This window comes from Kitasatospora sp. NPDC001132, assembly GCF_053598415.1.
The window spans coordinates 133,638-147,200 of sequence record NZ_JBSFKF010000014.1 but is presented as its reverse complement, the minus strand read 5'-3'; the positions used below and the strand labels follow the sequence as shown (position 1 = coordinate 147,200).

General features: G+C 74.2%; 11 protein-coding genes. 5 read left to right on the top strand and 6 right to left on the bottom strand.

The window, feature by feature from the left end; genetic code table 11:
• Positions 1 to 62: 62 nt before the first annotated feature.
• From ACWDBE_RS20725 to ACWDBE_RS20715, 3 genes are read right to left on the bottom strand one after another with little or no spacing between them, the layout of a single operon-like run.
• Positions 63 to 509: a RidA family protein gene (locus tag ACWDBE_RS20725; RefSeq protein ID WP_449808727.1), complete on the bottom strand. Its 447-nt coding sequence runs from the start codon at positions 507 to 509 to the stop codon at positions 63 to 65.
• A gap of 29 nt (positions 510 to 538) precedes the next feature.
• On the bottom strand, positions 539 to 1,288 hold the full coding sequence (locus tag ACWDBE_RS20720; RefSeq protein WP_449792436.1) for an IclR family transcriptional regulator: 750 nt from the start codon (positions 1,286 to 1,288) through the stop codon (positions 539 to 541).
• A 31-nt stretch (positions 1,289 to 1,319) separates the two neighbouring features.
• Positions 1,320 to 2,477 (bottom strand): sugar kinase, encoded by a 1,158-nt coding sequence (locus ACWDBE_RS20715; protein WP_449808726.1) that lies wholly within the window; start codon positions 2,475 to 2,477, stop codon positions 1,320 to 1,322.
• A gap of 222 nt (positions 2,478 to 2,699) precedes the next feature.
• On the opposite strand from ACWDBE_RS20715, the gene ACWDBE_RS20710 reads away from it, so the two are divergent.
• From ACWDBE_RS20710 to ACWDBE_RS20690, 5 genes are all read left to right on the top strand, one after another.
• Positions 2,700 to 4,001 carry an amino acid deaminase gene (locus tag ACWDBE_RS20710; RefSeq protein ID WP_449792434.1) on the top strand — a complete coding sequence of 434 codons (1,302 nt, stop codon included), beginning with the start codon at positions 2,700 to 2,702 and terminating at the stop codon, positions 3,999 to 4,001.
• On the top strand, positions 4,001 to 5,647 hold the full coding sequence (locus ACWDBE_RS20705; RefSeq protein ID WP_449808725.1) for an N-acyl-D-amino-acid deacylase family protein: 1,647 nt from the start codon (positions 4,001 to 4,003) through the stop codon (positions 5,645 to 5,647). The genes ACWDBE_RS20710 and ACWDBE_RS20705 overlap by 1 nt, the downstream gene beginning before the upstream one ends.
• Positions 5,644 to 6,324, top strand: a complete 681-nt coding sequence (locus ACWDBE_RS20700; RefSeq protein WP_449808724.1) for a bifunctional 4-hydroxy-2-oxoglutarate aldolase/2-dehydro-3-deoxy-phosphogluconate aldolase — start codon at positions 5,644 to 5,646, stop codon at positions 6,322 to 6,324. The genes ACWDBE_RS20705 and ACWDBE_RS20700 overlap by 4 nt, the downstream gene beginning before the upstream one ends.
• A gap of 206 nt (positions 6,325 to 6,530) precedes the next feature.
• On the top strand, positions 6,531 to 8,144 hold the full coding sequence (locus tag ACWDBE_RS20695) for an alpha-amylase family glycosyl hydrolase (RefSeq protein WP_449808723.1): 1,614 nt from the start codon (positions 6,531 to 6,533) through the stop codon (positions 8,142 to 8,144).
• A gap of 169 nt (positions 8,145 to 8,313) precedes the next feature.
• On the top strand, positions 8,314 to 9,366 hold the full coding sequence (locus ACWDBE_RS20690) for a hypothetical protein (RefSeq protein ID WP_449808722.1): 1,053 nt from the start codon (positions 8,314 to 8,316) through the stop codon (positions 9,364 to 9,366).
• 168 nt (positions 9,367 to 9,534) lie between these two features.
• Here ACWDBE_RS20690 and ACWDBE_RS20685 read toward each other — a convergent pair whose 3' ends face one another.
• From ACWDBE_RS20685 to ACWDBE_RS20675, 3 genes are all read right to left on the bottom strand, one after another.
• Complete coding sequence (locus ACWDBE_RS20685) at positions 9,535 to 10,725, bottom strand: acyl-CoA dehydrogenase family protein (protein ID WP_449792429.1); 1,191 nt, start codon at positions 10,723 to 10,725, stop codon at positions 9,535 to 9,537.
• Positions 10,722 to 11,885, bottom strand: a complete 1,164-nt coding sequence (locus tag ACWDBE_RS20680; protein WP_449792468.1) for a CaiB/BaiF CoA transferase family protein — start codon at positions 11,883 to 11,885, stop codon at positions 10,722 to 10,724. The genes ACWDBE_RS20685 and ACWDBE_RS20680 overlap by 4 nt, the downstream gene beginning before the upstream one ends.
• Positions 11,886 to 11,953: 68 nt before the next feature.
• Positions 11,954 to 13,480: an APC family permease gene (locus tag ACWDBE_RS20675; RefSeq protein WP_449792428.1), complete on the bottom strand. Its 1,527-nt coding sequence runs from the start codon at positions 13,478 to 13,480 to the stop codon at positions 11,954 to 11,956.
• Positions 13,481 to 13,563: the final 83 nt, after the last annotated feature.

The following is a 13,563-nucleotide window of genomic DNA, read 5'->3' as shown; positions in this document are numbered from 1 at the left end:
CGGACAGGTCGAAGGGCCCCGGGCGCGCGGCAGGCGTCCGGGCCCTTCGGGGGCGGGGGTGGTCAGCCGACCACGGCCTGGGCGTCGATCTCGACCAGCATCGGCTCCTGCGGAAGCTCGACGAAGACGGTGGTGCGGCACGGCTTCACGCCGCCGGGCTTGATGTTCTCGTCGATGAACTCGGCGTAGACCTCGTTCATCAGCGGGAAGTCGGCCCGCTTGGTGAGGTACACGCGGAACATCACCACGTCCTCGATGGTGGCGCCGCCGGCCTCGACGATGGCCTTGACGTTCTCCAGCGTGCGGCGGGTCTGCGCCTTCACGTCGCCGTGGTGGAGGTACTCGCCGGTGGTCGGGTCCTGCGGGCCCTGGCCGGAGACCTGGAGGATCGGGCCCTTGCGGACGCCCTGGGAGAACATCCAGGCGGGGGCGGGGGCGCCGTCGGTGCGGATCTCGACCTTCCCGTCGGTCCGGGAGTGCTCGTCGGTCTGCGGGTGCTCGGAGGGCATCGGGTTCCTTTGCTGTTCTTGACGGTTCGTCAGGTGTGGTCGGGGCGGCCGCAGTCGGCCGAGACGGCGCGGGTGGTGGCGAGCAGCTGGGGGAGCAGGTCCAGCACCTGCTCGTACGGCAGGACCATGTCCGGGACGGAGATCGAGGCGGCGGCGACCACCCGTCCGCTGGCGTCCCGGACGGGCGCGGCCACGCAGTTGATGAAGGCCTCGTGCTCGGCGTGGTCCTGCGCCCAGCCCTGGGCGGCGACCTTCTCCAGCTCGGCGAGCAGCGCCTCGGGCGTGGTCAGGGTGCGCTCGGTGTGCGGGGTGAAGTCGATCCCGGCCACCACCCGGCGCCGCTCGGGCAGCGGTAGGCCGGCCAGCAGCACCTTGGAGACGGCGGCGCTGTGCAGGGCGGCGCGCAGGCCGATCCGGGAGTACATCCTGACCGGGTGGCGGGAGTCGAACTTGTCGATGTAGACCACCTCGCCGCCCTCGTACGCGGCCAGGTGCACGGTCTGGCCGGTGGCGGCGTTCAGCTCGGCCAGGTGTGGGGCGGCGATCCGGCGCACGCCGCGCTGCTCCAGGGCCAGGCCGGAGAGTGCGAAGAGGCCGGCACCCAGGTGGTAGCGGTAGGCCGCGTCGCGATAGACGAATCGTTCCTCCTCGAGGCTTTGCAGCAGTCGGAGCACGGTCGTCTTGTGGACGCCGAGCACCTCGGCGAGCTGGTCGAGGGAGCGCTCGCCCTCGCCGAGTTCGGCGAGGATGCGCAGCGCGCGGGTGACGGTCTGGCTCATCGTGCTCCGCTTCGAGGGCTGGGGTTCCTGCTCATTGTGCCCGGGCCCGATCGGCGGACGGGGGCCGGTCGGTGGACTGGGGCCGCTCGGCGGACGGCGCCCGGTCGGTCCGGCGCCGGTGGCCGGCGGGCAGGGCCGGGCCGGTGATGCCCGCCGCGGTGACCCGGGTGGCGGCCCACTGGGCGGGGGTGGCGTCGAGCAGTGCCGTCACCACGGCGGCGTCCGGCAGCTCTGCCTGGTCGCCGTGGGCGGTCAGGGCGCAGGCGGCGCTCAGGTGGCCGAGCCGCAGCCGGCGCCGCTGGTCCAGGCCCCGGACGGTGCCGGCCAGGTAGCCGGCCGCGAAGGCGTCGCCCGCGCCGGTGGCCTCGACCACCTCGACCGCGAGGGCCGGCTCGGTGACCGCCGTCCCGTCCCGGTCCAGGACGGTCACCTGCCGGGCGGCCTCCTTGACCACGACGGTGGCCGGGCCGGGGAAGCGGCGGCGCAGGGCGGCCGGGTCGCCCGTGCCGAAGGCGGCCTCGGCCTCGTCGGCCCCGAGTAGCAGCAGGTCGGCGGCGTCCAGCAGTGGTGGCAGCACGGCCGGGTCGCGCTCGCGCCAGAGCGAGGGACGCCAGTTGAGGTCGAAGCTGATCGTTCGGTTCGGGCGGCGCTCGGCGAGCAGGCCGCGCAGCAGGGCCAGGCAGCCGTCGGAGAGGGCGGCGGTGATGCCGGACAGGTGCAGCAGCCGGGCGCCGGTCAGCAGCGGGGCGGCGGCGGGGTCGGTGAGCAGGTCCGGGGAGAGCGCGGCGGCCGCGGAGCCCCGCCGGTGGTAGTGCAGCCGGCTGCGGCCGGGCCCGAGGTCGTGGCGGTCGCCGGTGGTGCCGCCGACCTCCTTGACGTAGAGGCCGGTCGGGCGGTGCGGGTCGACCGCGACCGCCGAGACGTCCACGCCCCGGGCGGCGACCTCGGCGAGCAGCCGGCGGCCGAAGCCGTCGTCGCCGACCCGGCTGATCCAGGCGGTCGGCACGCCGTGCGCGGCCAGCGCGCCCGCCACGTTGGACTCCGCGCCGCCGACGGACAGCCGGAAGCTCTCCACCGACTCCAGTGGGCCCGGGCGGTCCGGCAGCAGGACGGCCATCGACTCGCCCACGCACACGGCCGTCGGGGGAGGACCGGGGCGGGTCGGGCCCTGGGTGTCCTGTCGCGGCATGTGCGGGGCTCCTCGTCTGCGGCCGTTCCGTCGAGAGCGGGCCCACCGGGCCGACTCGTCGCACGCCGGCGCCGTGTCGTCGGTGAGCGCCGGACGTGAGTCGACCCCGTTGACCGGGAGTCAGGTCCGTTGACCGTGATCCGGCGCCGATGCTAGAACCGTGTTGCCAGCATGTGCAACCCTCGTTGCACATGTTGCAACTTGGGCGGATGGAGGAAGACGGTGGAGCAGACCTTCGCAAGCAGCGGCACCGGGCCGGGCATCGCCCGCGGGGCGGTGGCCGCCCTGGCCGACGAGCCGCTCGACTGGCGGTTCAAAGCCGCTCCGCCGCAGTCGTGGGGCCGCACCACGCGGGAGTGGCTCGCCACCGGCCCCACCCTCTCCACGCTCGGCACCCCGCTGCTCACCCTCGACGGCGCCGCCCTCGACCACAACGTCCGCACCATGGCCGACTGGTGCGCCGACGCGGGCGTCGCGCTCGCCCCGCACGGCAAGACCACCATGGCGCCCGCCCTCTGGCAGGCCCAGCTCGACGCCGGTAGCCACGGCATCACCCTCGCCAACCTGCCCCAGGTGCGGATCGCCCGGGCCTTCGGGGTGCAGCGCATACTGCTCGCCAACGCCCTGCTCGAACCCGCCGGACTGGCCTGGCTCGCCGACGAACTCGCCGCCGACCCGGACTTCGCCCTCCTCTCCTGGGTCGACTCCGCCGAGAGCGTGCGGCTGATGGACGAGGCACTGCGCGCCGCCGGCGCCGAGCGGCCGGTCGAGGTGCTGGTCGAGCTGGGCGGCCCGGGCGGGCGGACCGGTGCCCGCGGCGTGGACGCCGCCGCCGAGGTCGCCGCCGCCGTGCTGCGCGCCCGCACCCTGCGCCTGGCGGGCGTCGGGGGGTACGAGGGCGCGCTCGCGCACGACGCCTCGGCCGAGGCGCTGGCCACCGTCCGCGGCTACCTGCGGGACCTCGGCGAGCTGCACGGCCGGCTGGCGGACGCCTACCCGCAGGACACCCGGCCGGTGGTCTCGGCCGGCGGCAGCGCCTACTTCGACCTGGTGGTCGAGGAGCTGGCGAAGCTGCCCGAGGCCTTCGTGGTGCTGCGCTCGGGCGCGTACATCGCCCACGACGACGGCTTCTACCGGGGCATCTCCCCGCTGGCCCGGCGCGGCGGGCGGACGCCGTTCCGCAGCGCGCTGCACGGCTGGGCCCGGGTGGTCTCCCGGCCCGAGCCGCAGCTCGCGCTGCTGGACGCCGGCAAGCGCGACCTACCCTTCGACGAGGGTCTGCCCGAGCCGCAACGGGTGCGCGGCGGAGCCGAGTTGACCGGCACGACGGCCCGGATCACCGCGCTCAACGACCAGCACGCCTTCCTCCGCGACGCGGGCGACCTCGCGCCGATCGGCGCGGTGCTGCGGCTGGGCGTCTCCCACCCGTGCACGGCCTTCGACAAGTGGACGGCGATTCCGGTGCTGGACTGCGCGGACGCGGCCGAGCCGAAGGTCACCGGCCTGGTCAGGACGTTCTTCTGATGCCCGGGGAGAGAACGGCCCGCCCGGACGCGGGGCGCGGCAGGGGAGCGACGGTCTTCCGCGGTGCCACCGTCGTGGACGGCACCGGCGCGGACCGGTACCGGGCGGACGTCCGGATCGCGGACGGCCTGATCACCGAGATCGGCGAGGGCCTCGACGCCCCCGAGGCGGTGGACGCCGACGGGCTGGTGCTGGCCCCCGGCTTCATCGACATGCACGCCCACTCCGACCTCGCCCTGCTGCTCGAACCGGAGCACCCGGCCAAGGTCACCCAGGGCGTCACCTGCGAGGTGCTCGGCCAGGACGGCCTGTCCTACGCCCCGGCGGACGACACCACGCTGCCCGCGCTGCGCCGCCAACTCGCGGGCTGGAACGGCGACCCGGACGGCTTCGACTGGGACTGGCGGGACGTCGCCGGCTACCTGGACCGGATCGACCGCACCGGTGTCGCCGTCAACGCCTGCTACCTCGTCCCGCACGGAACCCTGCGGATGCTCGCCATGGGCTGGGCCAACCGCCCGCCCACCTCCGGCGAACTCGACCGGATGCGGCAGGTGTTGGCGAAGAGTCTGCTGGACGGCGCGGTCGGCATGTCCAGCGGGCTCAGCTACACCCCCGGGATGTACGCGGGCACCGCCGAGCTGGTCGAGCTGTGCACCGTCGTCGCGGCCTACGGCGGCTTCCACGCGCCGCACCAACGCTCCTACGGTGCAAGGGCGTTGGAGGGATACGCGGAGATGGTGGAGATCGCCCGGCAGAGCGGGTGCGCGCTGCACCTGACCCACGCCACGATGAACTTCGGGCTCAACCGGGGCCGGGCCGGCGAACTGCTGGAGCTCCTCGACCGGGCGCTCGCCGACGGCGTCGACCTCACCCTGGACAGCTACCCCTACCTGCCCGGATCCACCACCCTGGCCGCGCTGCTGCCGAGTTGGGCCACCGAGGGCGGCCCGGCCGCGACGCTGGAGCGGCTCACCGACCCGGCGCAGTGCGCGAAGATCCGGTACGAGGTGGAGGAGAAGGGCAGCGACGGCTGCCACGGGGTGGTCACCGACTGGACGACGATCCAGATCTCCGGCGTGCGCGCGGCCTCGCTCGCCGGGGCGGTCGGCCGCACCGTCGCCGAACTGGCCGAGGAGGAGCAGCGGACCGGCACCGAGGTGTTCCTGGACCTGCTGCGCCGGGACGAGCTGGCCACCACGATCCTCCAGCACGTCGGGCACGAGGAGAACGTCCGGGCGATCATGCGCCACCGCGCGCACACCGTCGGCAGCGACGGGCTGCTGGTCGGCGCCCGGCCGCACCCGCGTGCCTGGGGCACCTTCCCGCGCTACCTCGGCCACTACAGCCGGGAGTTGGGCGTACTGACACTGGAGGAGGCGATCGCCCGGATGACCGGACGCCCCGCCGCCCGGCTGGGGCTGGACCGGCGCGGCCGGATCGCCCCCGGCCACCACGCCGACCTGGTGCTCCTCGACCCCGGGAGGGTCCGGGATGCCGCCACCTTCGAGCACCCCCGGCTGCCGGCCGAGGGCATCGAGTACGTGTACGTCAACGGCACCGCCGTCGTCCGGCAGGGTCGCACCACCGGCGCCCGGCCGGGGCGCGCCCTGCGTCGAACCGACCGAGGAACCCTGGCCATATGACCGAGCTCTCCGCCCCGACCGATCCCTCGCCGCTGCGCGAGCCGTCGAGCGAGTCGCTGCGCGAGCTGCTGCGCGCCGAACCGGTGATCGCGGTGGTCCGCGCGCCCCGGATCCCGGACGCCGCCGCCCTCTGCGACGCCCTCGCCGAAGGCGGCATCACCCTGACCGAATTCACCTACACCACACCGAATGTGACGGAGCATCTGCTCAGGGCGTCGAGGGCGGGCCGGCGGGTCGGCGTCGGGACGGTGCTGACCGCCGAGCAGGCCCGGCGCGGGGTCGAGGCCGGGGCGTCCTTCCTGGTCACCCCGGGCTGCCGCCCCGAGGTGGCCGAGGCGGCGGCCGTCGCCGGGGTGCCGGCGATGCTCGGAGCGCTCACCCCGACCGAGGTGGCGCACGCGGTGGACCTCGGCGCCGCCGCCGTGAAGATCTTCCCGGCCCGGTCGTTCGGCCCCGGCTACTTCAGGGACCTGCGCGGCCCGTACCCCGACGTCCCGCTGGTGGCCTCCGGCGGGGTGAACGCGGGCAACGCCGCCGAGTTCCTGGCGCACGGCGCGCTCGCGGTCTGCGCCGGGACGGACGTGGTGCCGCCGGACGTGGTCGCGGCGGGGGGCTGGGCGGAGGTCACCCGGCGGGCCCGGGCGTTCACGGCGGCCTGCGCGGGGGCGTTCTCGTAGGGGGCGGGCTCGCGACGGCCCGGTGCGGGCCTCGCCGCGGTGCGGGCCCCGAGGCGCGGGCTGCGGCGGGGCGAGGCGGGCTGTCGGGACGGCCGGGATTGGACGAGAATCGGGGGCGCCCCGGCTCGGCCCCGGCCGAGCCCGTCCCGGCTCAGCCCCGCCCGGCCAGGCCCCGGGCCCCCGGACCCCGGTAGGAGGAACCGCCCATGACCTCGACCCGCCCCGGCCCCGACTGGCTCGCCGACGCCGTGCTGTACCAGATCTACCCGCAGAGCTTCGCCGACTCCGACGGCGACGGCATCGGCGACTTCGCCGGCATCGCCGAGCACCTGGACCACCTCGCCTGGCTCGGCGTCGACACCGTCTGGCTCAACCCCTGCTTCGCCTCGCCGTTCCGCGACGCCGGGTACGACGTCACCGACTACCTCACCCCCGCCCCGCGCTACGGCAGCAGCGAGGACCTGACGGCCCTGGTCGAGGCCGCCCGCCGCAGGGGCATCCGGGTCCTACTGGACCTGGTGGCCGGGCACACCTCCGACCGCCACCCCTGGTTCCTGGCCTCCGCCAAGGATCCGTCCGACCACCGGTACATCTGGTCCGACCGCCCGGTGGACGGCTTCGTCGCCTCGCCCGGCAGCCGGCCCGGCTGGTACCGGCCGAACTTCTTCGACTTCCAGCCCGCGCTCAACTTCGGCTACGCGCGCAGTAGTTCGGAGGAGCCCTGGCGCCAGGCGGTGGACGCGGACGGCCCGCGCGCCAACCGGGCGGCGCTGCGCGCGATCATGGCGCACTGGCTCGGTCTCGGGGTGTCCGGCTTCCGGGTGGACATGGCCTACTCACTGGTCAAGGACGACCCGGGCAAGGCCGAGACCGCCAAGCTCTGGACCGAGGTGCGCGACTGGCTGGACCGCGCCCACCCCCAGGCCGTCCTGCTCGCCGAGTGGGGCGACCCGGCCGCCGCCGTCGCGGCCGGCTTCCACGCCGACTTCTTCCTGCACTTCGGCGGAGAGGACGACGGCCTGCCCCTGCGATCGCTCTGGAACAACAACGGCGGGACGGTCGAGGAGTTCTGGCACCAGGAGGCCTGCTACTTCGAGGCCGAGGGCCGGGGCACCCCGCAGCCCTTCCTGGACGCCTGGCGCTGCGCCGCCGAACTCACCGAGGGCAGCGGGCACGTGGTGCTGCCCACCGCCAACCACGACTTCTCCCGCCTGGCCACCGGCCCGCGCACCGCGGAGCAACTCGCTCCCGCCTTCGCGTTCCTGCTCACCTGGCCCACCCTCCCGGCCGTCTACTACGGCGACGAGATCGGCATGCGCTACCTGCCGGGCCTTCCCGACACCGAGGGCAGCGTGCTCGGACCGCGGTTCAACCGGGCCGGCTCACGCACCCCGATGCAGTGGATGCCCGGCCCCACCGCCGGCTTCTCCAGTGCCCCGCCCGAGCGGCTGTACCTGCCGGTGGACCCGGACCCGCACCGCCCGGACGTGCTCTCCCAGCGCGCCGACCCGACCTCGCTGCTGCACACCGTCCGGCGGCTGATCGCGCTGCGCCGGGCGCACCCGGGGCTGGGCTCGGCCGGCGGGGTGGAGGTCCGGCACGCCGGCTACCCGCTGGTGTACACCCGGGCCGGGCGGTACCTGGTGGCGGTCAACCCGTGCCGGGAGCCGGCTTCCGTGCGGCTGTCGGGCCCGTCGGGCTTGTCGGGCCCGTCGGGTCGGTCGGGGGGCCTCCGGCCGCTGGACGTCCAGGGCGTGCGGCTCGTGGACGGCGAGCTGCGGGCGGACGGGTTCTCGTACGGGGTGTTCGACCTGGGCTGAGTGCGGGTGAGGGAGCCGGGCCGCGTCGATCGGCGTGCGGGGCGCGGCTTCCGATCGCCGCCGGATGGTTGTAAGCTACATCGATAGTTGGTTGCATTGGCCATCTGTATTGGTTGTATTTGCCACCTTCTGTCATCGAGAGACACCACCGGAGGACGGTACGAACGCCATGAGCACACCCCGGAACCCCGCCGCAGCGCCCACCCTGGGGCACTCGCTCAAGCACCTGGCCATCCACCTGATCACCCCGCTGCTGATGTGCCTGGGCATGGCACTCGCCTACCTGGGCGCCTTCCACCAGCCCGAGCCGCACCACCTCGAGGTGGCCGTGGTGGGCACCACGCAGCAGGCGCAGGGCCTGGCGCAGGCGATCCAGAGCAAGGCCGGGGACGCGCTCGACGTCCGCACCGTGGACGACCGGGCCGCCGCCGAGCAGCAGCTGCGCGACCGGGGCCTGGTGGGCGCCTTCGTGCCGGACGCCAGGAACCCCGAACTGATCGTCGCCAAGGGCAACTCGGAGACCTCGGTGGTGGCCGCCACGGCGGTGTTCACCAACGTCACCGACCGGCAGGGCGTGCCGCTGCACGTCACCGACCTGACCACCCCGGCCGAGGGCGACCCGACCGGACAGGGCCTGTTCTTCCTGCTGGTCGCGCTGAGCATAGGCTCCTACGCCAGCGTCGCGGTGATCGGTGCCGCCGGCGCCGGGCTGAGCATGAAGGTCCGGGCGCTGGTCGGGTTGGCGGTCTCGCTGGCGGTCAGTGTGATCGGGATCGTCACCGCCGGGCCGGTCTTCCACGTGGTCGACCATGACCTCGCGGCGGTCTGGGCGCTGGGCTGGCTCTACTCGGCGGGCATCGTACTGATCGGCATCGGTCTGCACAGCTTCCTGCGGAAGTGGACCACGCTGGTCATGATGGTGCTCTTCGTGATGCTGAACTTCACCTCCTCCGGCGGCATCTACCGGCCCGAGCTGCAGAACGGGTTCTTCGGCGGCCTGCACGGCTTCTGGACGGGCGCCGGCTTCCTGGAGGGCGCGCGCAGCGTCCTGTACTTCGACGGCGGCGCGGGCCTCGGCGGGAACGTCGTGACCCTGCTGGTCTGGCTGCTGCTCGGCGGGGCGGCCGTGGCGGCCGCGGCGATGTACGAGGGCCGCGGGCGCCGTCCGGTGGAGACGCCGTCGGAGGCCGAGGAGGAGATGGAGGAGGCGGTCGCGGTCTGACCGCGCCCGCTTCCTCGGAGGAGCTCCACCCGGTGCCACGGGCATCGGCACCGACGGTGGGGATCGAAGGCCCGCGCCCGGCTCTGGACAAGCCGGACGCGGGCCTCGGCGCGTGTCCGGACGGGCCCGTCGACCGGGCGGCCGACCCGGCGACCGGCGGGGCGGGTCCTACCGGTAGGCGGCCTGCCCGGTGAGCGCCTGGCCGACCACCAGTGTGTGGATCTCGCTGGTGCCCTCGTAGGTCAGCACCGACTCCAGGTTGTTGGCGTGCCGGATCGGCGAGTACTCCAGCGAGATGCCGTTGGCCCCGAGGACCGTCCGGCACTCGCGGGCGATCGCCAGCGCCTCCCGCACGTTGTTGAGCTTGCCGACGCTGACCTGCTCGGGCCGCAGCCGCCCGCCGTCCTTGAGCCGGCCGAGGTGGACGGCCAGCAGCGCGGAGTTGCCGAGCGCGAGCGCCATGTCGGCGAACTTGCGCTGGGTCAGCTGGAAGCCGCTGATCGGCCGGTCGAACTGGATCCGCGAGTCCGCGTACCGCAGGGCCGCCTGGAGCGAGTCCCGGCCCGCGCCGACCGCGCCGAACAGGATGCCGAACCGCGCCTCGTTCAGACAGGACAGCGGACCGCGCAGGCCCTTCGCCCCCGGCAGCTGCGCCTCGGCGGGCAGTCGGACGCCCTCCAGGTGCAGTTCGGAGGTGACGGAGGCCCGCAGCGACAGCTTCTGCCCGATGTCGCGGGTGGTGAAGCCGGGCGTGCCGCGCGGCACCAGGAAGCCGCGCACGCCGTCCTCGGTGTTCGCCCAGACGGTGGCGACGTCCGCGATGCCGCCGTTGGTGATCCACATCTTGGTGCCGTCGAGGATCCAGTCCGAGCCGTCGCGCACCGCGCGGGTCCGCATCCCGGCCGGGTTGCTGCCGAAGTCCGGCTCGGTGAGCCCGAAGCAGCCGATCGCGGTGCCGGCGGCGAGCCGGGGCAGCCACTCCTGCTTCTGCTCCTCCGAGCCCCACTGGTGGATCGAGTACATCGAGAGGGAGCCCTGGACGGAGACGAAGCTGCGGAAGCCGGAGTCGGCGGCCTCCAGTTCGAGGCAGGCCAGGCCGTAGGAGACGGCGTTGGTGCCGGCGCAGCCGTAGCCTTCCAGGTGCATCCCGAGCAGGCCCAACGCGCCCAGTTCGGGGGCGAGTTCGCGGGCGAAGTGGGCGTTGTCGAACCACTCCGGCAGGTGCGGGCGGACCCGGTCGGCGAGGAACCTGGCGACGGTGGCCTGGATCTCGCGCTCCTCGTCGGTGAACAGGGTGGCGAAGTCGATCAGATCGAGCGGGTCGGCCAGGGCGGTGCCGGTGCTGTGCGGGGTGCTCATGGGCGGTCCTCGAGGTCCTTGTCGTGCGGGGGCTCGTTGTGCGGGGGCTCGTTGTGCGTGGGCCCGTCGTGCGTGGGCCCGTCGTACGGGGCGTCCAGCCAGGCGGTCAGCTCGGCGGTGTGCTCGCCGAGCCGGGGCGGGGGCAGCTGGTAGCGGGGCGGGGTGCGGGAGAGGCCGATCGGGTTGGCGACCAGGTCCAGCGGCCGTCCGTCCGGGCCGGGCAGCGGCGCCCGGGGGCGCAGGCCGAGTGAGTCGGCGAGGTCGAAGGCCTCGGCCAGGTCGTTGACCGGGCCGCAGGGCACGCCGAGCGGGGTGAGCACGGCGAACCACTCGGCGGCGGTGCGGCGTTCGAGCCTGGCGGTGAGCTCGCGGGCCAGCGCGGTCACGTGCGCGACCCGGTCGGAGTTGGTGGCGAAGCGCGGGTCGTCGGCCAGTTCGGGGGCGCCCACGCCCTGGCAGAGCGCGGCGAACTGCCGGTCGTTGCCGACCGCGACGACCAGCGGGCGGTCGGCGGCGGTGAACACCTCGTACGGGGCGATGGACGGGTGGCGGTTGCCGAGGATGCCCGGCACGGCGCCGGCCAGGGTGTAGCCGGCGGACTGGTTGACCAGGCCGGAGAGCAGCGTGGAGAGCAGGTTCAGCTCCACCAGCTGGCCCCGGCCGGTGCTCTCGCGCTCGCGCAGCGCGGCCAGCACGCCGACCGCCGCGTGCAGGCCGGTCAGCACGTCCACCATCGCGACGCCGGTCTTCACCGGCTCGCCGGGGGCCGGCCCGGTCACCGACATCAGGCCGCCGACCGCCTGCACCAGCAGGTCGTAGCCGGGCAGTTCGGCGCCCGTGCCGGAGCCGAAGCCGGTGATCGAGCAGTAGACCAGGCGCGGGTTGAGGGCCTGGGCGCGCTCCGGGCCGAGGCCGTGGCGGGCCATCGTGCCGGGGCGGAAGTTCTCCACCAGCACGTCGGCGCGGCGGACGAGTTCGACGGCGCGGGCGTGGTCGGCCGGGTCGCGCAGGTCGAGGGCGAGGGAGCGCTTGTTGCGGTTGACGGAGAGGAAGTAGGTGGCCTCGCCCTGGGCGTGCGGCGGGCCCCACGCGCGGGTGTCGTCGCCGGTGCCGGGCTGCTCGACCTTGACCACGTCGGCGCCGAGGTCGGCCAGCAGCATGGTCAGGTACGGCGCGGCGAGGACCCGGCCGAAGTCGGCGACCAGGACGCCGTCCAGCGGGAGCCCGGTCACGTCCGGCTCCCGGTCGCTCCGGCGGTGGCCGTCGCGCCGTCCGCGGCCGTGGCATCGCCCGAGGGGGCGTCGCCACGCAGGTGCGGGCGGGCCAGCAGCAGGTAGAGGCCGCCGGCCGCGAGCACCACCACCGCCGAGAGCAGCACCAGGTAGTTGTCGTACCAGGCGGCGTCGGGGGTGCGGCCCCAGCAGATGTTGACGATCGCGGCGACGCCGTAGACCAGCGCGCCGACGTTCACCGCCAGGCCCCAGCGGCCGAGCCGGAAGTCCCCGCTCGGGCGCCAGCCGCGCAGCCGGGCCCGCAGGGCGGCCAGCACCACCATCTGGAAGGCCAGGTAGATGCCGATGCTGGAGAAGGAGATGATCTTCGTGAGGGCGCCCTCGGAGAGCGCCGAGGCACCCACGATGATCACGCCCGGCAGCGCCGCGGCGAGCAGCAGCGCGTACGGCGGCACCCGCAGCCGGTCCGAGACCGTGGCCAGCAGTCGGCTGCCCACGATCATCCGGTCCCGGGCGAAGGAGTACGTGAGCCGGCTCGCCGCCGCCTGGAGGCTCAGCACGCAGGACAGGAAGGAGATCAGCACCACGCCGATCACCACCCGGGCGCCGGCCGCGCCGAAGGCCTCGTGCAGCACCGTGGCCACCGGGTCCGTGTCGTCGCCGGAGACCACCGCCCCGATGTCCCGGATCGACATCACCAGGGCCAGGCTGACGCCGATCGCGGCCGCGCCGCCGACGTAGATGGTGCGTCGCATCGACTTGGGGATCTGTCGACCCGGGTTGGGCACCTCCTCGGCGACGTCGCCGCAGGCCTCGAAGCCGAAGAAGAGGAAGACCGCGATCAGCCCTGCGGCCAGGAAGGCGTCGGCGTAGTCGCCGTCGCCGCCCGCGCCGAAGCGGTCGAAGACCACGCCGAGGCCGTGGTAGCGGTGGGTCAGCAGCAGCCAGACGCCGACCGCCAGGGCGCCGAGGAGCTCGGCGGCGAAGCCGATCATCGCCGCCGCCGACAGCACCCGGGTGCCCTTGAGGTTGATCACGGTGGCGAGGGCCAGCAGGCCGAGCGCGCACCAGACGGTCGTCGCGGTGCTCGGCTCGACGCCCAGCAGGACGGCCACGTAGGGGCCGGCGCCGTAGGAGACCGCCGCGATGGTGGACATCAGCGCCAGCAGGTAGACCCAGCCGGTCAGCCAGCCCCAGGTGCGGCCCCAGAGCCGGCGCGCCCACGGGTACACCCCGCCGGCCACCGGGAACTGGGCGACCACCTCGCTGAACACCAGGGCCACCAGCAGCTGGCCGAGGCCCGCGATCAGGAAGCTCCAGACCATCGGCGGCCCGGCGGTCCGCAGCGAGGAGGCGAAGAGTGTGTACACCCCGACGACGGGGGAGAGGTAGGTGAAGCCGAGCGAGAAGTTCGCCCAGAGGCTCATGTCGCGCTTGAACTCGGAGGTGTAGCCGAGGGCGGCCAGCCGTTCGGCGTCCGGGTCGGGGGAGTGGAGGGTGGCACGGGCACGGGCATCGGTCATGACCTGCTCCTGGGAACGTGTCGTGATGCGTGGGGAGTGCTGCGGGGGTGCGGGGTGCTGCGCGGGCCGAGGTTGCGGGAAAA